General features: G+C 62.2%; 25 protein-coding genes. 12 read left to right on the plus strand and 13 right to left on the minus strand.

Annotated elements, in window-relative coordinates; translation table 11 throughout:
* Positions 1-107: 107 nt before the first annotated feature.
* From HBOR_RS19200 to tatC, 4 genes are all read right to left on the minus strand, one after another.
* Positions 108-290 (minus strand): hypothetical protein, encoded by a 183-nt coding sequence (locus HBOR_RS19200; protein WP_006055435.1) that lies wholly within the window; start codon positions 288-290, stop codon positions 108-110.
* 100 nt (positions 291-390) lie between these two features.
* On the minus strand, positions 391-1,110 hold the full coding sequence (locus tag HBOR_RS00170) for a queuosine precursor transporter (RefSeq protein ID WP_006055436.1): 720 nt from the start codon (positions 1,108-1,110) through the stop codon (positions 391-393).
* Positions 1,103-1,276, minus strand: a complete 174-nt coding sequence (locus HBOR_RS00175) for a ribbon-helix-helix domain-containing protein (protein WP_006055437.1) — start codon at positions 1,274-1,276, stop codon at positions 1,103-1,105. Before HBOR_RS00175 ends, HBOR_RS00170 begins: the two co-directional genes overlap by 8 nt.
* Positions 1,277-1,541: 265 nt before the next feature.
* Positions 1,542-3,731 (minus strand): twin-arginine translocase subunit TatC, encoded by a 2,190-nt coding sequence (gene tatC / locus HBOR_RS00180; protein WP_006055438.1) that lies wholly within the window; start codon positions 3,729-3,731, stop codon positions 1,542-1,544.
* A gap of 100 nt (positions 3,732-3,831) precedes the next feature.
* On the opposite strand from tatC, the gene HBOR_RS00185 reads away from it, so the two are divergent.
* Positions 3,832-5,241 carry a twin-arginine translocase subunit TatC gene (locus HBOR_RS00185; RefSeq protein WP_013440390.1) on the plus strand — a complete coding sequence of 470 codons (1,410 nt, stop codon included), beginning with the start codon at positions 3,832-3,834 and terminating at the stop codon, positions 5,239-5,241.
* Positions 5,242-5,565: 324 nt separating this feature from the next.
* On the opposite strand, the gene larE is transcribed toward HBOR_RS00185, so the two are convergent.
* Entirely contained in the window at positions 5,566-6,474 is a 909-nt protein-coding gene (gene larE, locus HBOR_RS00190; RefSeq protein WP_006055440.1) for an ATP-dependent sacrificial sulfur transferase LarE, read from the minus strand.
* A 173-nt stretch (positions 6,475-6,647) separates the two neighbouring features.
* Between larE and HBOR_RS00195 the strand changes: the two genes are divergently transcribed.
* From HBOR_RS00195 to rpiA, 4 genes are all read left to right on the plus strand, one after another.
* A complete protein-coding gene (locus HBOR_RS00195; protein WP_006055441.1) occupies positions 6,648-8,636 on the plus strand; it encodes a MutS-related protein in 1,989 nt (662 codons plus the stop codon).
* 36 nt (positions 8,637-8,672) lie between these two features.
* Entirely contained in the window at positions 8,673-9,071 is a 399-nt protein-coding gene (locus tag HBOR_RS00200; protein WP_006055442.1) for a hypothetical protein, read from the plus strand.
* Between the two features lie 161 nt (positions 9,072-9,232).
* Complete coding sequence (locus HBOR_RS00205) at positions 9,233-10,357, plus strand: ORC1-type DNA replication protein (protein ID WP_006055443.1); 1,125 nt, start codon at positions 9,233-9,235, stop codon at positions 10,355-10,357.
* Between the two features lie 82 nt (positions 10,358-10,439).
* Entirely contained in the window at positions 10,440-11,126 is a 687-nt protein-coding gene (rpiA, locus tag HBOR_RS00210) for a ribose-5-phosphate isomerase RpiA (RefSeq protein WP_006055444.1), read from the plus strand.
* Here the strand turns inward: rpiA and HBOR_RS00215 are convergent.
* Entirely contained in the window at positions 11,123-11,935 is an 813-nt protein-coding gene (locus HBOR_RS00215; protein ID WP_006055445.1) for a YcxB family protein, read from the minus strand. The two genes, rpiA and HBOR_RS00215, sit on opposite strands and share 4 nt — an antisense overlap.
* A gap of 83 nt (positions 11,936-12,018) precedes the next feature.
* The gene (locus HBOR_RS00220; protein ID WP_006055446.1) at positions 12,019-12,186 is read right to left on the minus strand and encodes a DUF1931 family protein; all 168 of its coding nucleotides are present in this window, start codon (positions 12,184-12,186) and stop codon (positions 12,019-12,021) included.
* 232 nt (positions 12,187-12,418) lie between these two features.
* On the opposite strand from HBOR_RS00220, the gene larB reads away from it, so the two are divergent.
* From larB to HBOR_RS00235, 4 genes are all read left to right on the plus strand, one after another.
* Positions 12,419-13,192, plus strand: a complete 774-nt coding sequence (gene larB / locus HBOR_RS00225; protein ID WP_006055447.1) for a nickel pincer cofactor biosynthesis protein LarB — start codon at positions 12,419-12,421, stop codon at positions 13,190-13,192.
* 209 nt (positions 13,193-13,401) lie between these two features.
* Positions 13,402-13,551 (plus strand): DUF7563 family protein, encoded by a 150-nt coding sequence (locus HBOR_RS20625; RefSeq protein WP_013440392.1) that lies wholly within the window; start codon positions 13,402-13,404, stop codon positions 13,549-13,551.
* Between the two features lie 135 nt (positions 13,552-13,686).
* Positions 13,687-14,523: a 5'/3'-nucleotidase SurE gene (gene surE, locus HBOR_RS00230; RefSeq protein WP_006055448.1), complete on the plus strand. Its 837-nt coding sequence runs from the start codon at positions 13,687-13,689 to the stop codon at positions 14,521-14,523.
* A gap of 22 nt (positions 14,524-14,545) precedes the next feature.
* A complete protein-coding gene (locus HBOR_RS00235) occupies positions 14,546-14,794 on the plus strand; it encodes a GIY-YIG nuclease family protein (RefSeq protein ID WP_006055449.1) in 249 nt (82 codons plus the stop codon).
* Between the two features lie 10 nt (positions 14,795-14,804).
* Here HBOR_RS00235 and HBOR_RS00240 read toward each other — a convergent pair whose 3' ends face one another.
* Positions 14,805-15,365: an NADPH-dependent FMN reductase gene (locus HBOR_RS00240; RefSeq protein WP_006055450.1), complete on the minus strand. Its 561-nt coding sequence runs from the start codon at positions 15,363-15,365 to the stop codon at positions 14,805-14,807.
* A 99-nt stretch (positions 15,366-15,464) separates the two neighbouring features.
* On the opposite strand from HBOR_RS00240, the gene HBOR_RS00245 reads away from it, so the two are divergent.
* Positions 15,465-16,838 carry a phosphoglucomutase/phosphomannomutase family protein gene (locus HBOR_RS00245; protein WP_006055451.1) on the plus strand — a complete coding sequence of 458 codons (1,374 nt, stop codon included), beginning with the start codon at positions 15,465-15,467 and terminating at the stop codon, positions 16,836-16,838.
* On the opposite strand, the gene HBOR_RS00250 is transcribed toward HBOR_RS00245, so the two are convergent.
* The 3 genes from HBOR_RS00250 to samp2 form a co-directional block, all read right to left on the minus strand.
* Positions 16,831-17,241 carry a GNAT family N-acetyltransferase gene (locus HBOR_RS00250; RefSeq protein ID WP_241432364.1) on the minus strand — a complete coding sequence of 137 codons (411 nt, stop codon included), beginning with the start codon at positions 17,239-17,241 and terminating at the stop codon, positions 16,831-16,833. The genes HBOR_RS00245 and HBOR_RS00250 overlap by 8 nt on opposite strands.
* A 50-nt stretch (positions 17,242-17,291) precedes the next feature.
* On the minus strand, positions 17,292-17,771 hold the full coding sequence (locus HBOR_RS00255; RefSeq protein ID WP_006055453.1) for a peroxiredoxin family protein: 480 nt from the start codon (positions 17,769-17,771) through the stop codon (positions 17,292-17,294).
* 77 nt (positions 17,772-17,848) lie between these two features.
* Positions 17,849-18,055, minus strand: coding sequence for a ubiquitin-like small modifier protein SAMP2 (gene samp2 / locus HBOR_RS00260; RefSeq protein ID WP_006055454.1), 207 nt, complete (start codon positions 18,053-18,055; stop codon positions 17,849-17,851).
* A 95-nt stretch (positions 18,056-18,150) separates the two neighbouring features.
* On the opposite strand from samp2, the gene HBOR_RS00265 reads away from it, so the two are divergent.
* Complete coding sequence (locus HBOR_RS00265) at positions 18,151-19,137, plus strand: replication factor C small subunit (protein WP_006055455.1); 987 nt, start codon at positions 18,151-18,153, stop codon at positions 19,135-19,137.
* A 31-nt stretch (positions 19,138-19,168) separates the two neighbouring features.
* On the opposite strand, the gene HBOR_RS00270 is transcribed toward HBOR_RS00265, so the two are convergent.
* Positions 19,169-21,400: a GAF domain-containing protein gene (locus tag HBOR_RS00270; protein ID WP_006055456.1), complete on the minus strand. Its 2,232-nt coding sequence runs from the start codon at positions 21,398-21,400 to the stop codon at positions 19,169-19,171.
* A gap of 95 nt (positions 21,401-21,495) precedes the next feature.
* Complete coding sequence (locus tag HBOR_RS00275) at positions 21,496-21,984, minus strand: TspO/MBR family protein (RefSeq protein WP_006055457.1); 489 nt, start codon at positions 21,982-21,984, stop codon at positions 21,496-21,498.
* Positions 21,985-22,196: 212 nt separating this feature from the next.
* On the opposite strand from HBOR_RS00275, the gene alaS reads away from it, so the two are divergent.
* Positions 22,197-24,965, plus strand: coding sequence for an alanine--tRNA ligase (gene alaS, locus HBOR_RS00280; RefSeq protein WP_006055458.1), 2,769 nt, complete (start codon positions 22,197-22,199; stop codon positions 24,963-24,965).
* Positions 24,966-24,971 lie beyond the last annotated feature (6 nt).

Raw genomic sequence — 24,971 nt, forward strand, 5'->3', positions numbered from 1 at the left:
GTTGAATATCCGGTTGGAGTGTAGTCGGTGGATTGGCGGTCAGAGTGTCGGATTCATCCCGCGCCTAAAGGCCCGGGTATTCTCCTTGCTCTTTATAAGTTATCGTTTCAACGCTCGACGACCACATCCACGTGGAGCGTTACATCACAACTGCCACTACTACCGCCGTTTCTACACCGACCCGTGGCGATGATGTCCGAGATGGCCGTGTATGTCCCACACGCAGGGCATCGAAGCCCGCTCTCCATGCTGTCGCCCTCCGTTAGACGGATGCGTCGCTCTGGCCCCATACCCTGTCGTACGACACCATACATCATAAGAAGTTAGTTCAGTTCAACGACATACCCCAGCAGCGCGGAAACGACTGTCGTCGGTGAGAGATCAGTGCGCTTACTCTGCCGCCCACGGGTCCTGTCCGTCGTCAGCGCTGTTACCAACGAGACTGACAACGAGATAGACGAACGGTGTATCGACGAGCGCAATGAGCAGTTTCAGGAGATATTGGCCGATCATGAGGCCGAGAATGATGTTTTCCGGAAGCGCCTCACCGATTCCGAAAAACCGCGGCGCGAGAGCGAACGCAACGCTGACGAAGATGAACGTATCGATTGCCTGGCTAGTCGCCGTCGAGGCGATATTGCGAAGCCAGAGGTGGCTGGAACCCGTCAGCTCACGGATGCTGTGGAAGGCAACAACGTCCCAGTTCTGGCTTACGAGGTAGGCGAGAAGACTGCCGGCGATAATGTTAGTTCCGGAAGCGAGAACAGTTCGGAACTGTCCGGCGAACTCGGGATTGGCAGCGGGCGCGAAAATCGTCCCCCACACGAGGGCAAGAAGGATGAAGTTCATCGCAAAGCCGACGTTAACCATTAGCTGTGCCGGACGACGGCCGTACAGTTCGGAGTAACAGTCCGAGGCGAAGAAGGTCAGCGCGTACGCTAACGCCGCGCCGGGCATGAGTATCGTCGTACCGACGATGGGGAGCGAACCGACAGCGTCGGGGATCGGAATGGCGAGTAGTTTCGAGGCGGTGAGTTGCGCCGTCGTCAACGCCATGATGAACAGTGCAAGCAGTGCGACTTGCCCCACGCCGAATCGGGTTTCACTCATCGTCAAGTCTGTCGTGACGTGCATCGATTTCATCGAGCACGTCCAACGTTTTGCGGATCGACGCGCGGATTGCGTCGCTTCGGTTAACGAACTTCTTGTCGTCACCAACGTGTTCATCGATATCCGCGAGCAGTTCGTCCGGGATCTCGACGCTTATCTTAGACATATCTGTGGATTATCAGGGGCATATTTACGCTTTTTCAACCGTGTCGAGAACGCTACACATGTCACTTAGATAATCCCTGAATAATCTATCAGCAAACATTTCTCGCCGCAGGCGGGCGATTGCTGCAGTATCCAAGCACTCGGTAGCCAGGGAGAGTTAATTACCGGTAAAAAGAGAGCTTCGCGTCTGAACGAAAGTACACCGCACAGGGGCGTTCGATTAGATGTGCGCATCGGCGTCAAACACCGAGAGGCAATCGCCCGCCTCAGATGCTATCGCGGGCCGGAGCGAGGTTCCGACGGCCGCCGAGGGTGACGACGAACAGGACGGCCAAACCAACGCCGTAGGCGACCATCAGCGGAATCGTCACGAGGAACATCGACACGATACCGGCAGGGGTGAACAGAGCGGCGAACGTGAGGATACCGACGGTCACCTCGCGCCAGCGGCTCCGGAGGACTTGGTAGGTGATACCCGAACCGTTGAGCAACACCATCAGGATTGGAACGTCCGCCAAGAGACCGATTCCGGCCGTCGTGAAGAAGATGAGCCAGAAGAAGTCGGTGACGCGGTACGAGATAATCATGTTCGCCTGCACCGCGTCGTTCACTAACCACGAGATAACCGCGGGTGCGATGTAGAAGTATCCGAGGACTAGCCCACCGAGGAGACCGACAACGAGCGATCCCGTCCAGAGGAAGATGGTACTGCGGCGACGTCGGACAATGTTCCGCTCACGGAGCGCGGGCCACGCGTAGTACGCGACCAGCGGCAACGTGACGATGATGGCGACGAGCGTCGAGAACTTCACCTCGAACAGCAGTGCCTCCATCGGGTGGAGCGTGACGACGTTCAGTACCTCATTGGGTCGTACTTCGGCAGGGAGTCGGTTGAGGAACTGCTGGAATACGGCCTTGAATCCGACAGTGTACAGCCACGTGAACGTCCCCGCCAAGGCGGCCATAAACACCGCGACGATGCGGAACGTCTTCGAGGTGATCGTCTCAAAGATGAACGCGAGGTCTTTGTAGTAGCCGCCGATGTCGTCTTCGTCCGTCTCGCCATCGGTGAGTTCACTGAGGAACGTCCCGCCGGCGCGCGTCGCCCGGTCTTCGAGTTCGCCCGGTTGGTCGTCCGCGTCGGCGCCCGCGGCGGCCTCGGCATCGGCGTTTTGGCCCTCCTCGGCCTCGTCGAATCGGTCAACGATAGCTTGAGCTTTGTCCTTGTCACCGTCGTCGAGCGCGTCGCCCGCGATAGCCATCGCCTCGTCCTCGCTCAGGTCGGTGAACGCTTCTGGCGGTGCAGCGCGAACGCCCATCGCGTCCAGTTCCCGCAGATCGATCTTCGAGGGATCACCGACACCGCGTTCGAGCGGGCCGACGGACTCCTCGATGTCTTTGTAGACGACGTATCCGAGTCCGATAACGGTGAAGACGGTAGCACCGACGACAGACCAGACGATGAGCGCAGTCTGCGGTGCAACACCGAGAACCGTACCGAGAGCGGGAATGGAGTAGTCGCTGCCGACGCTGTCGAGCAATCCGTTGACGGCCGTTGGGCCGCCGTAAGTGTAGTAGAGATAGACGACTGCACCGCCGAGCGCGGTGCTTCCGACGACGAGATTCCACCGCTTTCCGATGGCGGCCCGGAAGTCAAGTTGTTCGCTCCCCCGTCTTGCAGTTACCACCACTTTCGAGATGTAGAGACTGATGCCGTACAGCGTCAGCACCGGGACGGCCCACAGAATCTGCGTGAACGGATCCGGCGGCGTGAACAGCGCACCGGCGGCGAAGACACCGAGGACCGCATAGCGCCACTGGTCGCGGAACGTCTCGTACGGGACGATCTCGGCGTACGAGAGAATCGTCATCACCAACGGGAGTTGGCTCGCCAACCCGAACGAGACAGTCAAGAGGAACATGAACTGCGCCCACTTGACGATAGAGTACTTGGGCGAGAAGCCGATGTTCACCGTGTTCTGTGCGAGGAATTCGAACGTAATCGGGAAGAAAAAGAGGTAGCCGTAGGCGACGCCGAGGCTGAACAGCACTACCATCCCGGTACCGATGAGAGCGAGTTGCCACCGCGGAACCGGTGCAGACGGCCACAGATCGCGTTCTCTGAGCGCATCACGGGAGAAATAGATAAACACCGGCGCAGCGATGATAAGCCCCGTCACAAGCCCGATCTTCGCCTGCAACAGAACGACGTCGAACGGCGTTTGCGCAATAATTTCGAGATCTTGATTTATCACCTGGTTCATATTCCGTCTGGTAACGGATTCCAGGAACCCCCAAACGTAGAGTCGGAGCGCATAGAACGTTCCGAGGAAACCGACGAGGAAGACGATGAAGACCTTCTGTAGGTCCTTTTGGGCCGCACGGAGCATCGCGCCTGCAGTCTCTCGACCGTCGTCGATTGCGCGGCGGGTGTCCTCGTCGAGCGCGCTAGACATACCCGACGAAAGCCTTCTCGTAGTTATCAATCTTTTTCACTGCGTCGGGTCGCGGCTATCCGGAAAGGCCTATAAGAACCGGGCGGCGTATCTCTGATGAATGGCCGACGACTCGGAGTCGGACCGTCCTTCGTCGGACGCCGACGAGTCCGTGGACTCATCCCCGGACGATACTGAGACGCCCGAACCGTCCGACACGCCGACCGAAGAAGCGTCTGCGCCGTCGGATGACTCCGATAGCGGCGACTTCGACTCCGACGGCGCTACCGACGACGTGGATGACGTGACACTCGAGCGCGAGGACCTCATTCCGCCGCCGGACGAGGAATCGGACGGTATGGAGACGGCTGGCGGCACAGAGACGGATGCAGCCGACGCCGAGCCAGATTCGGAAGCCGATTCCGGAACTGACGCAGAAGACGATTCCGGAACTGACGCAGAAGACGATTCCGGAACTGACGCAGAAGACGATTCCGGAACTGACGCAGAAGACGATTCCGGAACTGACGCAGAGACAGACAACGGCTCCGAGGACGACACAGGAACGGATGCCGAGGATCTGTGGCCGGACGACCACGAACCGCCCAAAACGAAAACAGCCGAGGAGATGGGGCTGACGGACGACGAAAGCGAGGAAGCCATCACCAACACCGACGGCGGCGCGCCGGCCAACGCCACCATCGATGGAACAGACCCCGAACCGCCGGCCGAGATTTCGGATGACGGCGTGTTCGGAGACGGTCCCGAGAGCGACGAAGAGATGCCGTTGGCCGACCACATCGAGGAGATGGTCCGCCGTCTGGCGGTGGTGTTTGCCATCGGTGGGATCATCACACTCATCCTCTATCCCGGTGCCGATTTGGCGAACTCGGCGCTTCATCTCAACCTGACGAGTTCGACGGATGTCATCAACTTCCTCTGGAACAAGCACATCCCCGGCGCGCCGGAGATTGCCGAACGCCGACCGCGCGTTTACGGTCCGCTCGAACTCGTCTTGACCGAACTGAAAGTCGCCGGTCTCGCGGGTCTCGTCATCGGTCTGCCGGTGTTTGTCTACGAGACGTACCTGTTCATGCGCCCCGGACTGTTCCCCAAAGAGCGACGCTACTATCTCGCCGCAGTGCCGACGAGCCTCATTCTCGCATTCATCGGTATCGCCTTCGCGCATTTCGTGGTCCTTCCGACCCTCATCAAGTACTTCACGTCCTACACGCAGGGGACGGCGGTTATCGCGTTCGGCCTGAAGGAGACGTTCAACCTCATCCTCATCCTGATGGGCTACAACGCCATCATCTTCCAGATTCCGCTGTTCATCATGCTCGCCATCATGATGAACCTCGTCACCCGGCAGTGGTTGGTCGCCCGCCGCCTGATCTTCTGGGCCTCCTTCCTCGGACTGGCGTTCTTCGTCAGTCCCGACCCGACGGGGATGGCACCCATCATCATCGCCGCGACGATGATTACGCTGTTCGAGGGGACGTTGCTCCTCCTGCGGTGGACCGGAAACTGACCCGTATTAGTTAGGACACTCAGAACCGATTCGGCATGCTGGTGTTCTCTTTACCGTCCGGGACCAGACATTCTTCCCGCCGTCCTCGACTGAGCGTCCATACGTCCGAAACCTAGAGTCGTCAGTATTTCAGATAGTATTACTCGCCAGACACGGCGAGGTGACGCGGACGCACGGGGACGCATGCAGAGTGAAACCACTGCCACGTCAGGGGCGGAACCAATGCCAGACAGCGGTTCAGCCGCCGGAGAGTCGTCGCTGGATGACCGGTCGCACGTCTCGTTCCGCGAAAACCCAGTTCGAGTAGGGAACTCCGTCCGACGGTCACTTCGTCGGATAGTCGGTCGCGAACACGTCTTCGACGAGGGGTTCACCCGCCGCGTCGGCGTCAGTATCGGCGGCCGGACTGACACTCCCGGTCTGGTAGCCGTGCAGGTCGAGTGTGACGTGATCGAAGCCGAGATCAGTCAGTCTGTCGCGGACGGCGGTCACAAAGTCGGGGTCGAGCGCCGTTTCCAACTCCTCGCTTGCGACTTCGATACGGGCGAGACCGTCGTGGTCGCGGACGCGGAACTGCGAGAACCCCCACTGGCGGACGACGCGCTCGGCTTTCTCGACGCGCGACAGACGTTCTTCGGTCACCTCGATGCCGGTCGGGATGCGAGAGGACAGGCACGCCATCGACGGTTTGTCGGCGACGGAGAGTCCGTAGCTGTCGGCGATGGCGCGCACCTCCTCCTTCGAGATATCGTGGGTCAAAAGCGGAGAGAGTACCTCCAACTCCTCGACAGCGCGGAGTCCGGGGCGGTGTCCTTCGCCGGGGTCTGAGGCGTTCGTGCCGTCGCAGACAGTCTCGATTCCGCGCTCGCGGGCGGCGTCGTACATCCGACCGAGTCGCATCGTCCGGCAGTGGTAACACCGGTCGCCGTCGTTGGCAACGAAGTCGGGATTGTCGAGTTCGGAAAATTCCACGATTTCGTGGCGAATGCCGATTTCGTCCGCGACGCGGCGAGCGTCGTCTAACTCCTCCGTAGGGAGCGTCTCTGACTTGGCCGTGCAGGCGATAGCGTCGTCACCGAGAGCGTCGTGCGCCAGTGCGGCGACGACGGAAGAGTCAACGCCACCGGAAAACGCGATGAGAACACCGTCTCGCTCTTCGAGGGACGCGCGCGCCGCCGCGGCCTTCTCAGCGAGCGCCGGTTCTAGATCGTCTGACGTGTCCGCGTCGGGCATAGTTGCCGTTTCCTCCGGAGCGGCAAAAGCGCGTTGTCCCCGGCCCGAGCCGCCGCGTCCCGCTGGTTTGGCTATCGAAATCGACAGGCAATCAGCATCCTGCGGTCCGACCGGAGAAGCACAGGACGGCGGACCCGTAATGTTTTGTCGGGTCGGGAGATACTGCACGGCGAATGGAGTTCGAGGCTATCCCGGGCGTGGGAGAGAAGACGGCGGAAGCGCTGTCGGAACTTGACGACGCCGAACGGGCGTTAGCCGACGGCGACGTGGCCGCTCTTGCCCGCGCGCCGGGTCTCACGGAGGGCCGCGCGGCGGCCATCGCACGCGGTGCCATTCGCCGCCGCCACGACGACGACGGCCGGTTTCTCGCTACCGACCGCGCCCGAGAGGTGTATCGCGACGTCCTCTCGTTGCTCCGCGAACGAACTGTCACGACCTACGCCGAAAAACGACTGGAGACGTTCTTTCCGACGGCCTCGGCGTCCCGAATCGAGGAGGTGCGCGCGTTCACCGAGTCGGCCATGGAGCGCGACCCCGACCCGGTCGTTCTCGCGGCACTAGAAGGAGTCGAACCGCTCGAACCCGCCTCGGGAATCCGCGTCCGAGAACGGTGTCTCGCCACCGCCGACGCCGAACGCTACGCGGCCGCCAAGGAGGCGTTTCCGGAACTCTCAGTCGAGGTCGTCGAGGACGCCCGCGGCCTGTCTGAACTCGCCCGGTCGTACGCCACTGTCGTCGCTCTCGACGAGGCGTTTGCGGGCGTGGACGTAGAGGGTGACGTGCGGGTCCGCCCCGACGCGGCGGAGCATCCCGACGAAATCGTTCCCGAGCGCGTCCTCGCCTTCTTCGCGCAGAACCGCGAACGAATCCGGGCGGCCGCGGATGTTCACGAGGCCGCGGAACTCGATGCACCCTGTGATCTCGATTCGCTCCGCGATGCGCTCTCCCGACTGGACGATGACGGAACCATTGTCGGCGACGAAGAACTGGACAGGCTGACGAACGCCGTAGACGATGTGGACGCCGCCGTCTCGACAGCCGAATCCGTAGCGAACGACCATCTCCGCGACGCCATCCGCGAGCGCGACGTGACCATCGAAGGAACGGACTTTCTCTCGCTGGTCGAACAGGGCGCTCGCGTGGACTCGTTGCTCTCGCGCGAACTCGAAGACCAGTACGCCGACGCCGTCGCTACGGCCCGAGAACACCTTATCGAGTCTTTGTCGCTCCGTCCGGAAGAGGCCGACATCGCCACTCGCGTCTTCTCCGACGATCCGTCGTTCCCGGTAGACTACGACGAAGAACTCGTCTCGCGGCTCCGTGCGGAACTGAAAGCCGGACGCGACCGCCGAGCAGTCCGACTGAAACGCGAACTCGCCGCTGACCTGTCCGCACTCCGTGAGCCGGTCGGCGAGATGGTGTCGAACGCGCTCGAACTCGACGTGGAACTGGCCGTCTCGCGGTTCGCCCGCGACTTCGACTGCGTGATGCCCACCATCACCGACGGCGACACGGCGTCAGGGACCGGGTTCTCTATCGAGGGCGGCCAGTCACCACTTCTCGACGTTTCGTTCGAGGCGGCAGAACCCGTTGACTACGGCGTCTCCGGCGTCACCCTTCTCTCTGGTGTCAACTCCGGTGGGAAGACTTCGACGCTCGATTTGGTGGCGCTCGTCGTCGTCCTCGCACAGATGGGACTTCCCGTCCCCGCCGAACGCGTCGAACTCGAACGGTTCTCTGAACTGCACTACTACGCGAAGTCACAGGGAACGCTCGACGCAGGGGCGTTCGAAAGCACGCTCCGCGACTTCCGTGAACTCGTAGACGGGGAGTCAAACCGCCTCGTCCTCGTTGACGAACTGGAGAGCATCACCGAACCCGGTGCCTCCGCGAAGATTATCGCCGGAATCCTCGAAGCTCTCGATGATCAAGCGGCGACGGCGGTGTTCGTCTCGCACCTTGCTGATGAGATACGCGAGGCCGCCGGATTCACCGTCGCCGTGGACGGGATCGAGGCAGTTGGACTGGAAAACGGCGAACTCGTCGTAAACCGCTCGCCGGTGAAAGACCACCTCGCGCGCTCGACCCCGGAACTTATCGTGGAGAAACTCGCGGGTGAGGACGGCTCTGGCTTCTACGACCGCCTCTTGGAGAAGTTTTGATCGACATTTATCACCTTGGCCAACCAACACGAAGGTATGGTTCCCGACGACACTGTCACCTCCACTTCCTCCACCACTATCGAGCGTGACACAGACCGTTCTGCTACCGACAGCGCGGCCAACACAGACGTTCGCGCTGCGGTCGCGGATGGCGGTGCCGGTCCGTCGTCAGCCGCCAACCCGACACCACCCAGTGACTCAGCGTACGATCAGGTGTACCAAGCGACGAAGGACGCGATATGGTACGTCGTTGGGACAGTCACGCTCGCTCTGTTCCACTTCGTCCTCGCACTCATCGCGCTCGCCGTCGCGTGGGACGGCGTCGCCACCATCACCGGGTCGCAAGCGTCGCAGGCCGACATCGCCGTGGGGATTATCGCGGCAAGTGTCTTCCTGTTCTCATCCTATCGCGTGTACGTCCTCATGACGGAGTGACGTGGCTTCCGCTAACTGCTGCGACGTGACCGTCAGCGAGAATGAACAGTTATCCGTCGTGAACACTCGCCTACACGGTTTTTAGGGCCGCTACGGACCACTTTCACTTTCACTCCGGAACTGGGGAACGGTTAAGTAGACTGCTATTCGTGATTGAAGCGATGAGGGACGACCCCGAAGAGGGGATGCTATCGTGGGATGAGACAGTCTTCCGCGACGAGCACGTCTTCGAGATAGACTACGTTCCGGAGACGTTCAACCACCGCGAGACGCAACTACAGAGTCTCAAGTACGCGCTTCGACCCGCCGTCCGCGGCTCCCGTCCGCTCAACACTATCGTCCGCGGACCGCCGGGAACGGGCAAAACGACGGCCGTTCAGAAGCTGTACGGCGAACTCGGTACCCAGTCGGGCGTCCGGACCGTCCGGGTCAACTGCCAAGTTGACTCGACACGCTACGCCGTCTTCTCCCGTATCTTCGAGCATATTTTCGAGTACGAGCCGCCCTCCTCTGGAATCTCTTTTAAGAAACTGTTCGGGCAGATAACCGACCGCCTCGTCGAGGAAGACGAAGTCCTCGCCGTCGCCCTGGACGACGTGAACTACCTGTTCTACGAGAACGAGGCGTCCGATACGCTCTACTCACTGCTTCGCGCCCACGAGACGCACTCGGGGGCGCGAATCGGCGTCATTATCGTCTCCTCGGACCTCGCACTCGACGTTATCGAGGAACTCGACGGCCGCGTCCAGAGCGTCTTCCGTCCCGAAGAGGTGTACTTCCCCGTCTACGGCGTCGATGAGATATTTGAAATTCTCCGCGGCCGGGCGAAGCGAGGCTTCCACGATGGCGTCATCGGCGAGCCAGAACTCGACCGAGTGGCTGAACTCACCGCCGAGAGCGGCGACCTGCGCGTCGGCATCGACTTGCTTCGGCGCGCCGGTCTCAACGCCGAGATGCGCGCCAGCCGGTCGGTAACGCTCGAAGACGTGGAAGCGGCCTACGACAAATCGAAGTACGTCCATCTCTCGCGGTGTCTCCGCGGCCTCTCGGACTCCGAACGTGCGTTAGTTCGCGTCATCGCGGAGTACGATGGCGAACAGGCCGGAACCGTCTACGAGGCGTTCCACGACGAAACCGATCTCGGCTACACGCGCTACTCGGAGATCACCAACAAACTCGACCAACTCGGCATCATCGACACTGAGTACGCCGAGATCGAGGGTCGTGGACGGTCGCGGTCGCTCTCGCTAGCGTACGATCCAGAGGCCGTTTTAGATCGTCTCTAAGGACCGCCCTGAACGGATCTAATTTGGAAAGGACTGACCAGAGAGCGCAAGCTTTGTGCGCCCCTGCCGCGAGGCCACGCGTATGAAGACGACGGGCGGTACAGACGACCAGAAGCGTCGTGCGGCCGAACGCGCCGCCGACCTCGTAGAAACGGGTGCGACGGTCGGCCTCGGAACCGGAAGCACCGCCGCGTTCGCCATCCGCGCACTCGGCCGGGCAGTCGAAGACGGGCTCGACATACGCGGCGTCCCGACCTCCTTTGCCTCCCGCGAACTCGCCCGTGAGGAAGGGATTCCGCTCGTCGCCGTTGACGAGGTAGAGACAATCGACGTGGCGATCGACGGCGCGGACCAACTCGACGGCGACCTGAATCTGATAAAAGGTGGCGGGGCGGCCCACGCCCGCGAGAAGATTGTAGACGCGATGGCCGACCGCTTCGTCGTCGTTGCCGACCCCTCGAAAGTCACCGAGACGCTGGAGCGAGCAGTGCCGCTCGAAGTCCTTCCCGACGCGCGAACCGCTGCCGCCGCGCGCGTCAGTGAACTCGACGGGGAGGCGACCCTGCGCCGGGCCGAACGGAAAGACGGTCCAGTCGTTACCGACAACGGCAACCTCGTTCTCGACTGCGAGTTCGGACAGATTTCCGACCCCGAGTCGCTTGCGGCCGATCTTTCAGCGACGCCGGGCGTCGTCGAACACGGCCTGTTCGTCGGGCTTGCGGACGAGGCGTACATCGGCACCGACGATGGCGTGGACGTACAGAGCTAAGCTGACGCGCGTAGTTCTCGGAGCGTGGCGGTCAGTTCCCCTGACCCGTCTATATCTTCGCTCCGTGCGCTGAAGTTCGTCCACGGACGGTGTCGGCGGAGAACCACCGCGTCGTCCGTCCGGTCGATAGCAGTGATTTGGTCCCATCCGTAGAACGCGGTGACGCCGCCCTGCTCGACAGCGACACCGTTCTCGTACGCGAGGTACGACCGAGACTGCTTCAGTTGGCTGATGCTGCCGAGCATCCCGCCGAACAGACCACCGACGAAGGGAAGCAACGACGACAACCACGGCGCGACAGTGAACGCGGCGACGGTGGAGACGATGAGCGCAGTGAGACCGCTGGCGACGACGACGCTCGATTTCCGCCACCACGCATCCGGCGGGCGTGCCTCCCACGTTGTGACGGCTGTCCGCCCGGCGCGCGCTCGGGCGGCGTGTTCGGTCGCGGCGCCATTCCACACAATCACTCCCGTGACGAACCCAACGAGTATACCAGCGCCGAGGACGAGCGCGAGACTGACGCTAAGAGTGTCGGTGAGAAGATAGTAGCCGACAAACAAGGCATCGAGAGTGGCTGGACTCAAAACGAAAGCCGGACCGAAACGGGACTTCCCGATTCGGGCGGCCGTGTCGTCGGTTCCGAAGCGATAGCCGACGCCAGCGGTAAGGACGAACCCGACGGTAGAAACGCCAGCAAGTGCGACGAGACTCACGTCAGCGGCGATGAGGCCGACTGCGACCGGAGTCACAACTGCGGCGGCAACGAACAGAGCGAAGGAGAGGGCAAACCGACGCGTGCGGGACATATCAACGGTTGTACACGATTGGTTGATAGACCTACCGGTCGTCAGTCGTTGCGTCGAAAGAAAATGTGATTGAGAAACCCGGCTTACAGGTCGCGGGGCTGGACCGTCTTACGGTCGTTCTCTTCCGCACGGCGGGCGGCGTCTTCGAGCAGTTCTTTCACTTCCTCGTCGAGCGCGTCGTAGAAGTCAGAAGCGACGTTTTTGTCGTTGAGCGCTTCCTTGACGGCTGCCTTGACAATAAGGTCTGCCATACAGACACCTCTTCTGAGCCCTACTTAATAAGATTTCCCAAATCGGCCGCCTCTCCGCCCATATCCGTAGGATATGGCCTTTCCGATGGGACGGATTTATATAGAGGGAGGTCTCATAAGAGAGGCCACACCGCTCACACCGTTCTAGCGGGAGCAGACACCCACGAACAGACGTTTTGGATATTCGATCCAAAACGATAGGTAGGTGGAGACCCGGGGGAAACGCACGACCATGCGAGATATTCTAGAGGCTGTCGCATCCGGCGACCTCGACCCGGCGGTCGCGGAAGCGCGTCTCTCGGGATACGCGACGACAGGAGCGGGACGGTTCGACGCCGCACGGGAGACACGACGCGGCGTCCCTGAGGCGATCCTCGCGGACGGAAAAACGCCAGACGAGGCAGCGACGTTGGCGGCCGCGGCCGTCAAATCGACTGGCCGGGCCATTCTGACCCGCGCTGACGACACCCACGTCGATGCCGTCGTGGACACACTGAACGAGGAAGTCACGTTCCACAGAGATGACCGGGCACGGACACTCGTCGCGCACGCGCCAGATTTCGACCCGCCGACGCGAGACGCGACGGTCGGTATCGTCACCGGCGGCACCTCGGACGCGGAGGCGGCGGGCGAAGCGTCAGTGATCCTCGAAGAGATGGGTGCGACGGTGACGCGCGTCGAAGACGTGGGTGTCGCCCACCTCGGACGCGTCATCGACCACCTCGACACGCTCCGTGCGGCGGACGTACTCGTCGTTGCCGCCGGGCGAGAAGGTGCTCTCCCAACGGTGGTCGCCGGACTCGTCGATACCCCCGTCATCGGCCTGCCAGTCTCGACTGGCTACGGACACGGTGGCTCGGGGAAAGCGGCCCTTGAAGGGATGCTTCAGTCGTGTACTGTCATTTCAGTGGTCAACATCGACGCTGGGTTCGTTGCCGGTGCGCAGGCCGGACTCATCGCTCGGGCGATAAGCGACGCACGCACCGGCAATGACCAAGCGGACTGAGACAACGTAAGACGATCAGCGGGCAGATTTCGTTCTTCGAGAGATCGTCATACGTTCGCTTCCCATACAGTCTATAAAATAACACATTTGCCAGAGAATCAACCGTGCTTGTGGAAATTTAGTGGTTTACGCGCACGCGCGCGAAGCCCTCAAGTAAGTGGCATCCGTACGAGTGGTACCGGCACATGTGGTGGCTGCCGGATTCAACCATGCCAACTTGCGACCACTGCGGGTCGCACGTTTCCGAGCGCTTCGCACGCGTGTTTGCCGACGTCGAAGGGCGAATTCTCGCCTGTCCAAACTGTTCGGCGAACGCGGGTATCGCGGAGGTCGCGCGGCAACGTACCCGCACTGCATGACCACTGAAGCGGAGTAAGACCACCACGCGAAGCCGCAACCGCTTTTGGTGTGACCGGCGCGAAACCACGCGGCCGGTCACTCCGACTTCGAGACCAGAAACGCTACTTAGCTTCCCGAGAAGGCTCCGGTATTCGATGAGCGACGGATACACCATCCTCCTGACGAACGACGACGGCATCGACGCACCCGGAATTGCCACGCTCCGCGAAGAACTCACGTCGCTGGGTGACGTGACCGTCATCGCGCCCGACGGGAACCGAAGCGGGGTCGGTCGCACTCGTAATCACACGGCGGTGGTCCGCGAGCATCCGTGGGGATACGCACTCTCGGGGACGCCCGCCGACTGCGTCGCGTACGGTCTCCGCGGCCTCGACACCGACTTCGACGTGGTCGTCTCCGGCGTCAACGACGGTCCCAACGCGGGCAACTACGTCGTCGGTCGTTCCGGAACCGTCGGTGCGGGCATCGAGGCCGCCTTCCTCGGGACGCCAGCCCTCGCCGTCTCGGCGTTTCACACGACTGATTTCTTCCTCTCACCGCCGGAAGAGTACGACTTCTCCCGGCCTGCGCGCGTCGCCGTCGGACTGGTCGAACGCGCCCTCGACTCCGGCGTCTACGACGACGTTGACCTGCTGAACGTGAACGCACCCGTCGATTCGCCGAACCCGCCGGTGATGCTCACCGAACCGTACCACGACTACGGGCAACAGGTCGAGGAGGTCGAAGACGAAGACGACGAACTCGGTCCGGACGAACGCCGCGTCGAACTGCGGGATCGAACGTGGCCCGACGCCGTCGGGTGGGAGAACCCGTTCCCCCTCGCGGAGACACACCGTGAGCGCTATCCTGTCGGGACGGACCGGCGTGCGATGGTGGACGCCGCTGTCAGCGTTTCCCCGTTGACCGTAAGTCACGGTGTCGCCGACAGTGCGCGCCTCGCCGACGTGATCGAGACGTTCGAAGTCGAGTGAGACAGAACGTGGTGAGCTGAGAATGGGCGACCACTACGTCTACGTCCTCCGATGTTCGGACGACTCGCTGTACACGGGCTACACAACCGATGTGGACCGCCGGGTTGCAGAACACGACGCAGGCGAGGGGGCAAAATACACGCGGGGCCGAACACCAGTCGAACTCGTCCACACCGAAGCGTTCGACTCCCGGTCAACGGCGATGTCGCGTGAGTACGAGATCAAGCAGTTGTCGCGGCGGCAGAAAGAGCGCTTGATCGACGCGGAGTGAACGCCTTGTTCTAATCGTCCGCGCGGGCAGTCTGTGCCGCCTCGGGATGGAGTCGCCGTGCCTCCGCAACAACGGACTCCGCGAGTGAGACGAGGCGACGGCGCACGTCTTCATCGGTGAGTTCATCGCCCTCGTACACGTTGTACGCGCCGCGGACGCCGACCTGTTCGGGGACGACGTGGCCGTGAACGCCGCGAATCGTACTTCGCATGTGTTCTAACGCTCCACCGTAGGATCCGCCGCCAGCGGTGGCGACGAGACCGACGGCAGTGTCCTCGTACTCGTCCTTCGAGCAGTAGTCGTGGAAATTGCGGAACGTCGAGGAGTACGACCCGTGGTAGACAGGCGATCCGATGATGACGCCGTCCGCTTTGCGGACGAGTCGAGTGAGCCGTTCAGATTCTCCCTGTTCGTCTTTGTCCGGGTGAAAGAGCGGGAGGTCTACGTCGCCGAGGTCCACCATTGTCGTCTCGGCACCGGCGTCCCGGGCGGCGTCGAGGACGATTTCCAGCGACTTGCGAGTATAACTCCCCTCGCGTCTGCTTCCACAAATGGCAACGATGCGAGTCATTGTCCAGTGTCCGAAGGCGACGAGCAAAAACGCGTTGGCTTCCGCCGACGTACCACGGTTCGGCGTACCTTTTTGACCGACGGCGGCGCATGTTTCCGCATGGATGCGATCTCTTTCGGCACCGACGGGTGGCGCGCAACGCTCGACACGTTCACGGACGAACGAGTCCGAATCGTGGGGCAGGCCGTCGCTGACTATCTCTCCGATGAGGGGTACGAAGCACCGGTTTTCGTCGGCTACGATGCACGCGACACCTCGCTCGGATTCGCCGAATCGCTGGCCGAGGTGCTGGCCGGAAACGGGTTCGACGTACTGCTGCCCGACCGGGACCGACCGACGCCGTTAGTCGCCCACGCAATCGTCGAACGCAACCTCGCTGGCGCGTTGATGGTCACGGCATCGCACAACCCGCCGGAGTACAACGGCGTCAAGTTCATCCCTGCCGACGGCGCGCCTGCGCTCCCGTACGTCACCGAAGCCATCGTCGAACGCCTCGCGGAACCTGACCTCCTGCCCGAGGACGAACGCGGCAGTATCGAGGAAGTTGACATCGTGACGCCGCACTTCGAACATGCCCGCGAACTCGTAGACGCTGACCTCTCGGGACTCACCGTCGTCCACGACGCCATGCACGGAAGCGGTCGCGGCGTCACCAGCGCACTCCTCGAATCCGCGGGCGCGGAAGTAGTGAGCATCCGCGACGAACGCGACTCAGACTTCGGCGGGACGCCGCCGGAACCGAGCGCGGAGAACCTCGAACCGCTCGTCGAAGCAGTCGAAGAACACGACGCGGATTTGGGTGTCGCTAACGACGGCGACGCGGATCGAGTCGCGTTTGTCACGCCCGAGCGCGGCCATCTGGACGAGAACCTCTTTTTCGCCGCCGCGTACGACTATCTGCTTGCCGAGGAGAGCGGCCCCGCCATCCGAACCGTCTCCACGACGTTCCTCATCGACCGTATCGCCGAAGCACACGGCCAAGAAGTGTTCGAGACGGCTGTTGGCTTCAAGTGGGTCGCAGACGCGATGAAAGAACACGACGCGCTGATGGGCGGCGAGGAGTCCGGCGGCTTCTCGATTCGGGGCCACGTCCGCGAGAAGGACGGCGTCCTCATGGGGCTTCTCGGCGCGGCCGCCACCGCCGATGAACCGATGGACGAGCGCGTTGATCGCCTCCTCGATGCGCACGGCGATATTGTCGCCGACAAGATCAGTCTCGACTGTCCCGACTCGGAGAAAGAGCGGGTTATCGACGAACTGGACGACGAACTGCCAGACCGGGTCGCCGGACGCGACATCGAGAAAGTCGTCACGCTCGACGGCTTCAAACTGCTCCTCGAAGACGGGTCGTGGCTGCTGGCCCGGCCCTCCGGGACGGAACCGAAGATGCGCGTCTACGCCGAGGCATCCAGCGAGGACGATGTCCGCGAACTCCTCGAAGCGGGCCGCAAACTAGTCGCACCGCTCATCTAAGGACGCCGCGAAACCGCCCGCCGTCTGCGTTTTCGCCGTCACCGGTACCCTCATCTATGGCGGTTATCTCGAACTCCAGCGCCTCGTAGAACGGCCGCACTTGCCGACGGAACGTCGCCGTCACCGGCCCATCAGTACGCGAGGCGGCAGTCTCGACCAAGCGGCGTCCAATGCCGCGGGCACGCCGAGAGCGATGCACCGCGATCTGCGTAATTGCCGTCGCATCATCGCGTCGCACCAGCACACAGACACCGACGACTCGGCCGTTCGCGTCGGCGACGAGAACGTCTCCGTCCTCGATTCGCCGCCGAACGCGGTCGCTCTCGACTTCGAGCATTGCGGCATCTAACAGTTCGACGCAGGCCGCACGGTCGTCCGACCGGGCGAGGCGCACATCAGTCACGCTTCGGTCACGGTCGCCGTTCGTCGCCGACGGGATTCAACGTCTCGGCTTTAGGCCGACGGGATGGCCGCCAACAACTCGTCAATGTCCGGCCGGTCGCCGGGACTGTCGCCCGCGTGGTCGAAAAGGACCTCCCCCGTCTCCACGTCGAGGACGAGCGCCTCGGGCATCCGTCCGACGAGATCGTGCAGGCTTCCGAGGACGCCGAACCGCTCGGGTTGGTCCATCGCATCGCCTACTTCCTTGCCCTCGTCGGCAAGGAGGGGAAACGGCAGGTCGTAGGACGTTTGCCACTTCTTGGTTCGGTCCGTCGGTTCGGGAAGAACGGATACGACTTCCGCGTTCGCGTCCTGAAACTCGTCGTATCGGCGTTTGGCTGACTGCACCTGTCGGCGGCACTTTTTACAGTAGTAGTCCCGCTGGAGGAGAAGGACGAGATACTCAGCGTCGGCATCCGCGGGCGAGAACGTGTCCGGGCCAGCACCGACGTTCGGTAACTCGAAATCCAATGGAGCCGTGGTCGTGCTCATATCAAACAGTAACAACGGTTGTTAGTTGAATCTCACCCGAATGTGCGCCGCCGGCACCCGACACCGAAAGCCGAGATTCAGTACGCGCCGCCCTTGATGAGGCGGAGAATTTTGACGCGTTCGACTGCGACGGGTTGGTCCTCGGGAACGGGCGAGCCGTCTACGAGAACCGACACCTCGTGCGGGCTGAGGTCCACCGCGCGAACCAGGTCAGCGTACGTGTCGTCGTCCTCGACGCGGATCTCGTGCGTTTCCTCGCCGACGACTTCCACGGAGACGTGCATGGCTGTTCGTCGGCCCGGAACGGGTTTCTCAGTTTCGCTCCCCTTGCCGGGCGGAACGCGGGTGCTTTATCACTCGGCGGGACCGTGTGCAGCGTATGAGCGAGGCCGCGGACGCGGAGGAGGCCGCTACTGGCCGTGAAATCTGGATCGAGAAGTACCGACCGCAGACGCTCGACGACGTGTACGGACAGGAAGACATCGTCGAGAGACTCCGGTCGTACATCGAACAGGACGACTTGCCGCACCTGCTGTTTGCGGGACCGGCAGGCGTCGGTAAGACCACCTCCGCGACGGCCATCGCCCGCGCCATCTACGGCGACGACTGGCGTGGCAACTTCCTCGAACTCAACGCCTCGGACGAACGCGGCATCGACGTGGTGCGCGACCGGATCAAGAACTTCGCTCGCTCGTCGTTCGGCGGGTTCGACTACCGCATCATCTTCTTGGACGAGGCCGACTCTCTCACCTCTGACGCGCAGTCGGCCCTGCGTCGGACGATGGAGCAGTTCTCCGATAACACCCGCTTTATCCTCTCGTGTAACTACTCCTCGAAGATTATCGACCCTATCCAGTCGCGGTGTGCGGTGTTCCGCTTTTCGCCCCTCGGTGACGACGCCGTCCGCGAGCAGGTGAAAGACATCGCAGAAACCGAGGAGATCGAACTCACCGAGGACGGTCTGGACGCGCTCGTCTACGCCGCAGGTGGCGACATGCGTCGCGCAATCAACTCCCTGCAGGCGGCGGCAACGACCGGCGAGATCGTGGACGAGGAAGCCGTCTACCTCATCACCTCGACGGCCCGCCCTGAGGACATCGAGGAGATGGTCCAATCGGCTATCGACGGTGAGTTCCTCACCGCGCGGTCGAAACTCGAGACGCTTCTCGTGGACACCGGGATGGCCGGCGGTGACATCATCGATCAGCTACACCGGTCGGTGTGGGACTTCGACCTTGACGAACGCACGACAGTTCGCTTGATGGAACGCATCGGCGAGGCTGACTACCGCATCACCGAAGGTGCGAACGAACAAGTCCAGTTAGAGGCGTTGCTCGCCTCGCTGGCTGCCGCCACCGACGACTGATTCTCGGCGCATTCGACCACGCCGCAACCCACTACTCGACGCGGAACTCAAACCGCGCACCGCCTGCCGCAGACTCCGTCACTGCGACAGACCACCCGTGCGCCTCGGCGATACGTGAGACGATAGCGAGACCGTAGCCGATCCCGTCGTCACCGGTCGTTTCACCGGGTTCGAACACGACCTCGCGGCGGTCCGCAGCGATTCCGGATCCGTCGTCCTCGACGTAGAACCCGTCGTCCAACGGCCCAACGCGGACAGTGACGCCGGCGTCGCCGTCGTTGTGTTCGACGCTGTTCCGAAAGAGGTTCCCGAACAGTTCCGCGAGACGTTCCGTATCAGCGTCCATTGTCGCCGAGGAGATCTTGAGCGTCCCATCCGCCGTCTCGACCGTATCCCAGGCACGGCGGGCGATAGCACCGACATCCACGGCAGTCGTCTCGCCGACGACCTCCCCCTGCCGCGCTAGTGATAACAGGTCGTCGATGAGTTCCTCCATCTGGTCTAACGCGTCCGCCACCGCGTCGAACGACTCCTCGCGGTTTACCTCGCGGGCGAGTTCGAGGTGTCCCTGCGCCACCGCGAGCGGATTTCTGAGGTCGTGGCTCACGATGTTGGCGAACTCCTCTAACCGCTGATTCTGTCGCTCTAACTCGGATTCGCGCTGTTTTCGCTCGGTGATGTCGGTGTAGAGAGCGTATCCGACACCGTCGGCGGCGTTAGGATCCAAGGGGACGACATTGAGGATGAACTCTCGTGTCTGACCGTCTGCGAGTCGCTGCACCTCGCTTCTGTGGCGTTCGCCGTCGGCGACGCACAACTCCGGCGGGTCGCGTTCGCTGTCGGGAACGATTTCCGCGAGAAGGTCGTCACCGATAATATCGATATCGCGCCTACCGAACTGTTCCTCGAAGGCGTTGTTGACGCTTTGGATGCACGCGACGCCCGACTCATCGTCCACTTCGTAGGCGACGGCGGCATCAGAGACGTGTTCGAAGAGAGCGGTTGACCGGTCGCGTTCCTCGCGGAGGTTCTCCTCCGCACGGATTCGCTCTGCGGTCACGGCGACGTGCGCCATCAGCAGTTCGGTGAGTTCCGCGTCGGCTTCGTCGAACGCCCGTGGGGTGTAGGCTGCGGCCTGAAACACGGCAAAATCTCCGATAGCGACACTCAGCCCCGACCGGTAGGCGTCTTTGACCGGATTGGCGTCGTCGGCCTCGTCCATGTCCTCGACGAGACGCGTCTTCCCGGTCTGGTAGACATCCGCGGCAACGCTACCATCTTCGACGGATAATGGCTCTGCACCGTCCTCGGGGAACCGCTTTGACATCGCGGCGGGCACGATCAGACCGTCTTTGACGACACCGATGTAACTCATATCGAACGACAGAATCTCGTCGGCCACCGCAACAGTTCGGTCGAACAGTTCGCCGAGGTCGGTGACGGCCGCGAGATCGATTGTTCCGCGGTGGAGCGCTTCGACCCGACTCCGACTCTCTCGAAGCGCTTTCTCGGACTCGATGCGAGCGGCTGTTTCCGCAACGTAGGAGACGAGGAGTTCCGCAAGGTGGTGGTCCATCTCATCGAACGCGCCGACCTCCGTCGAGATGGCTTGAAAGACGCCAATGTCACCCACGGGAACGCTAATCACCGACCGATACTCCGGATCGTGCGGGGCAGCGGTCTCGTCTGTCCGAATGTCGTTGATGAGTCTCGATTCGCCGGTTCGGTACGTCTCTCCGAGGAGTCCCGCGTCGTAGGGGATCCGGTCGTCCTCGTCGAAGTCACCTCTGGTCGAGCGGATGCGGAAGCCGTCGCCCACGTCGATTGAGATCGAGGAGTTGTCGAACGCGAGGATGCGGTCGGCAATATCTATCGTCCGCTCGAACAACTCGTCTGTCGTCTCCGCAGCGATGAGCCTCGAACTCCCTTCGTAGAGCCGTCTGAGCCGCGTCAAGTTATCCGCGGTATGGGTAGAGCGAGCGACGAGCCATCGGAGTTGCGTTTCGAGCGACGCACCGTCACCCCGTCGGATGAATGCATCAAACCGCTCAGGTCGCGGAACCGACTCGGGGTCGCAATCTGCATAACAGATGACTGGTGCGTCGAATTCGACGTCCGCTGTGGGGTCAGTAACAACGACGGCGTCAACGGGTTCGTCGTCTTCAATCGCTACAATCGACACGCCGATATCAGACGACAGCAGCAGATCCTCGCAGGCTGTCGAATCGTCCACGGCGAGTCGAAGTTGCTCCAGTCCTCGCACGTCAGTCTGACTAGGAGATATTGAGAATTCACATAACTGTTGCGGCACGTTCTCCCGATACGCGGTGATGTGTCACACGCGTTACCGGCAAGATGTCAGTTCAGTGTCCAGAACTGGTAGTTAAGCGCCGTGGCGAACGCTACCCACACGAGGTAGGGGAGCATCAGCGCCGCCGCGCGTCGGTCAACACGCCCGAACAGAGCCGTTACGGCGACGATGGCGACGAGGAGAGGGACGATGACGACGAGTCCGTACAGCGGGGACTGCAAGCCGAAGAACGCCAGCGACCACGACACGTTGAGGACAAGGTGGCCGACGAAGGCGTACAACGCAGGCCGCGTCCGCGAGTCGTCAGACCGCGAGACGAGAAACGCCGCGGTCCCCATGAGAGCGTACAGCGTCGTCCAGACCGGGCCGAACACCCAGTCAGGCGGGGCGAACGACGGTTGAGCGAGCGTCGTGTACCACGTCTCGACGGCGGACGCCGTCGCAACCCCGCCGATCAGCCCCGCAAGTTCCGAGAGCAGAACCCACGCTAACCACTCGACTACGGGCCGATTCCGGATAGACGCGCGTATCTCCATGGTCAAAAGAGGCGGGCGACAGCCGTAACGATGATGGCAATCGAATAGATCCTGTCAACAGGATATACAAACGCTGTCGAGACGATGGAGGCGGGATAGGACGCCGCGACGTGACTGATTCGGTCCTCGACGCAGCCCAGACGGACGCCAGACCGGCCCTCTCCGCCCTCTACCCGGAACTGTTTTACCCGGCCGTGGGTCAATCTGAGGTAATGAGCGAACTCGAATCGGAGTACCGCCTCGACTATTTCGAGGAGGAGGGGTTCTACCGGAAACAGTGTCCGGTGACCGACGCGTACTTCTGGACGCGGGACCCCGACCGGGAGACGTGCGGGGAACCGCCCGCGGACGATTACTCGTTCATCGATAACCCCGGTTTCGGCGAGGAGTACACCATCGAAGAGATGCGGGAGGAGTTCCTTTCGTTCTTCGAGGAGCACGACCACGAACGCATCGAACCGTATCCGGTCGCGGCGAACCGATGGCGTGACGACGTGCTCTTGACGCAGGCGTCTATCTACGACTTCCAACCGCTCGTCACCAGCGGTCAGACGCCGCCGCCGGCAAACCCCCTCACCATCTCACAACCCTGCATCCGGATGCAGGACATCGACAACGTGGGCAAGACGGGCCGCCACACGATGGCGTTCGAGATGATGGCCCACCACGCGTTCAACGCCCGCGAGGAGGTTGATGACCAGTACGCCTACTCCGGTGAAGTCTACTGGAAGGACCGGACAGTCGAACTCTGCGACGAGTTCTTCGAGCATATGGGTGCCGACCTCGAAGAGATCACCTACATCGAGGACCCGTGGGTCGGTGGCGGGAACGCCGGCCCCGCCTTCGAGGTACTCTATCAGGGTGCCGAACTCGCCACGCTCGTCTTCATGTCGATGGAGCAGGATCCCGAAGGCGAGTACGAGATGAAAGACGGCAACCGGTACTCGCCGATGGACACCTACATCGTCGATACCGGATACGGTCTCGAACGCTGGGCGTGGGTGTCGCAGGGCACCGCCACCGTCTACGAGGCTGTCTATCCCGATATGATCCAGTTCCTCAAGGAGAACGCGGGCATCTCCCTCACGGCCGAGGAAGAGGAACTCGTCCACCGGGCGGCGAAACTGTCCGGCTACCTCGATATCGACGAAGTTGACGACGTGTACGAGGCGCGCGTTGACATCGCCGACGAGTTAGGTGTCGATGCCGACGAACTGGCCGAACTCCTCCGACCCCTCGAAGACATCTACGCCATCGCGGACCACTGCCGAACGCTCGCCTACATGTTCGGTGACGGCATCGTCCCCTCGAACGTCGGGACGGGCTATCTCGCGCGAATGGTGCTTCGCCGGACGAAGCGCCTCGTAGACAGCGTGGGCGTTGACGCTCCGCTCGACGAACTCGTGGACATGCAGGCCGAGCGTCTCGAGTACCAGAACCGCGACACCATCCGCGATATCGTGCGGACCGAAGAGCGCAAATACCGCGAGACGCTCGAACGCGGAACGCGAAAGGTCCAGTCGCTGGCTGATGACTACGCCGACCGCGAGGAGTCCATCCCCGTCACGGAACTCATCGAACTGTACGACTCCCACGGCATCCAGCCCGATATGGTGGCCGACATCGCCGAGGAACGCGGCGCGACGGTTGACGTTCCGGACAACTTCTACTCGCTTGTCGCAGACCGCCACGAGGGAGAAGGAGCTACGGAGGCCGCCGAGGAACGCGAGGAGCGACTCGCGGATCTGCCGGACACCGAGAAACTCTACTACGACGACCAAGAGCGAACGGAGTTCGAGGCGGTCGTCCTCGACGTTATCGAACGCGAGGAAGGCTACGACGTGGTCTTAGATCAGACGATGTTCTACCCCGAAGGCGGTGGTCAACCCGCCGACCACGGTACGATCTCGACGGACGACAAAACGGTGCAGGTCTCCGACGTGCAGATACGCGACGGTGTCGTCCTACACCGCACCGACGAGGACCCCGGTAAGGGCGAGTTCGTCCGCGGGCAACTCGACGTGGAACGCCGTCGCCGCCTGATGCGGCACCACACGGCGACACACGTCGTCGGACACGCGGCCAGGCAGGTCCTCGGCGACCACATCCGACAGGCCGGTGCGCAGAAGGGTACCGACCGCGCGCGCTTCGACATCACCCACTACGAACGCATCACGCGCGAGGAGGTCAAGCAGATAGAACAGGTGGCCAACGAAATCGTGATGCAGAATATCGCGGTGAAACAGGAGTGGCCGGACCGTCACGAGGCCGAGGACAAATACGGCTTCGACCTCTATCAGGGAGGTATTCCGCCGGGACGGAACATCCGCGTCATCACCGTCGGTGACGACGTGCAGGCCTGCGGCGGGACGCACGTCAAGCGAACCGGTGACATCGGATCGATCAAGATCCTGACGACCGAACCGGTACAAGACGGCATCGAGCGCATCGTCTTCGCTGCGGGCGACGCCGCCATCGAGGCGACGCAGGAGACGGAAGACGCGCTCTACGAAGCGGCCGAGGTTCTCGACGTGAACCCCGAAGACGTGCCTGACACGGCAGAGCGGTTCTTCACCGAATGGAAAGAGCGCGGAAAGACCATCGACCGACTGAAGTCCGAACTCGCGGAGGCGCGTGCCGCCGCGGAGACCGAAGAGATCGATGTGAGCGGAACGCCCGCTGTGGTTCAGCGACTCGACGGCGACGCCGACGAACTCCGGGCGACAGCGAACGCCATCGTCGATGAGGGTAAAGTTGCCGTTCTCGGCTCCGCTGCGGGCGGAAGCGCCCAGTTCGTTGTCGGAGTGCCCGACAACGTGGGAATCAACGCGGGCGAAGTCGTCGGCCAACTCGCTGCGAGCGTCGGCGGCGGCGGCGGTGGTCCGCCGGACTTCGCGCAGGGCGGCGGCCCGAACGTCGAGAAACTAGACGAAACGCTGGATGAAGCACCGGACGTGCTTCGGCAAGTTCTCGACGCCTAATCGCGC

Origin of the sequence: Halogeometricum borinquense DSM 11551, from assembly GCF_000172995.2 — an archaeon.
Classification (GTDB): domain Archaea; phylum Halobacteriota; class Halobacteria; order Halobacteriales; family Haloferacaceae; genus Halogeometricum; species Halogeometricum borinquense.

What these genes read in the sequence shown, in the direction of transcription:
- HBOR_RS19200 (WP_006055435.1), bottom strand. Translation starts at nt 290, where the DNA reads ATGGGGCCAGAGCGACGCATCCGTCTAACGGAGGGCGACAGCATGGAG.
- HBOR_RS00170 (WP_006055436.1), bottom strand. Translation starts at nt 1,110, where the DNA reads ATGAGTGAAACCCGATTCGGCGTGGGGCAAGTCGCACTGCTTGCACTG.
- HBOR_RS00175 (WP_006055437.1), bottom strand. Translation starts at nt 1,276, where the DNA reads ATGTCTAAGATAAGCGTCGAGATCCCGGACGAACTGCTCGCGGATATC.
- tatC (WP_006055438.1), bottom strand. Translation starts at nt 3,731, where the DNA reads ATGTCTAGCGCGCTCGACGAGGACACCCGCCGCGCAATCGACGACGGT.
- HBOR_RS00185 (WP_013440390.1), top strand. Translation starts at nt 3,832, where the DNA reads ATGGCCGACGACTCGGAGTCGGACCGTCCTTCGTCGGACGCCGACGAG.
- larE (WP_006055440.1), bottom strand. Translation starts at nt 6,474, where the DNA reads ATGCCCGACGCGGACACGTCAGACGATCTAGAACCGGCGCTCGCTGAG.
- HBOR_RS00195 (WP_006055441.1), top strand. Translation starts at nt 6,648, where the DNA reads ATGGAGTTCGAGGCTATCCCGGGCGTGGGAGAGAAGACGGCGGAAGCG.
- HBOR_RS00200 (WP_006055442.1), top strand. Translation starts at nt 8,673, where the DNA reads ATGGTTCCCGACGACACTGTCACCTCCACTTCCTCCACCACTATCGAG.
- HBOR_RS00205 (WP_006055443.1), top strand. Translation starts at nt 9,233, where the DNA reads ATGAGGGACGACCCCGAAGAGGGGATGCTATCGTGGGATGAGACAGTC.
- rpiA (WP_006055444.1), top strand. Translation starts at nt 10,440, where the DNA reads ATGAAGACGACGGGCGGTACAGACGACCAGAAGCGTCGTGCGGCCGAA.
- HBOR_RS00215 (WP_006055445.1), bottom strand. Translation starts at nt 11,935, where the DNA reads ATGTCCCGCACGCGTCGGTTTGCCCTCTCCTTCGCTCTGTTCGTTGCC.
- HBOR_RS00220 (WP_006055446.1), bottom strand. Translation starts at nt 12,186, where the DNA reads ATGGCAGACCTTATTGTCAAGGCAGCCGTCAAGGAAGCGCTCAACGAC.
- larB (WP_006055447.1), top strand. Translation starts at nt 12,419, where the DNA reads ATGCGAGATATTCTAGAGGCTGTCGCATCCGGCGACCTCGACCCGGCG.
- HBOR_RS20625 (WP_013440392.1), top strand. Translation starts at nt 13,402, where the DNA reads ATGCCAACTTGCGACCACTGCGGGTCGCACGTTTCCGAGCGCTTCGCA.
- surE (WP_006055448.1), top strand. Translation starts at nt 13,687, where the DNA reads ATGAGCGACGGATACACCATCCTCCTGACGAACGACGACGGCATCGAC.
- HBOR_RS00235 (WP_006055449.1), top strand. Translation starts at nt 14,546, where the DNA reads ATGGGCGACCACTACGTCTACGTCCTCCGATGTTCGGACGACTCGCTG.
- HBOR_RS00240 (WP_006055450.1), bottom strand. Translation starts at nt 15,365, where the DNA reads ATGACTCGCATCGTTGCCATTTGTGGAAGCAGACGCGAGGGGAGTTAT.
- HBOR_RS00245 (WP_006055451.1), top strand. Translation starts at nt 15,465, where the DNA reads ATGGATGCGATCTCTTTCGGCACCGACGGGTGGCGCGCAACGCTCGAC.
- HBOR_RS00255 (WP_006055453.1), bottom strand. Translation starts at nt 17,771, where the DNA reads ATGAGCACGACCACGGCTCCATTGGATTTCGAGTTACCGAACGTCGGT.
- samp2 (WP_006055454.1), bottom strand. Translation starts at nt 18,055, where the DNA reads ATGCACGTCTCCGTGGAAGTCGTCGGCGAGGAAACGCACGAGATCCGC.
- HBOR_RS00265 (WP_006055455.1), top strand. Translation starts at nt 18,151, where the DNA reads ATGAGCGAGGCCGCGGACGCGGAGGAGGCCGCTACTGGCCGTGAAATC.
- HBOR_RS00275 (WP_006055457.1), bottom strand. Translation starts at nt 21,984, where the DNA reads ATGGAGATACGCGCGTCTATCCGGAATCGGCCCGTAGTCGAGTGGTTA.
- alaS (WP_006055458.1), top strand. Translation starts at nt 22,197, where the DNA reads ATGAGCGAACTCGAATCGGAGTACCGCCTCGACTATTTCGAGGAGGAG.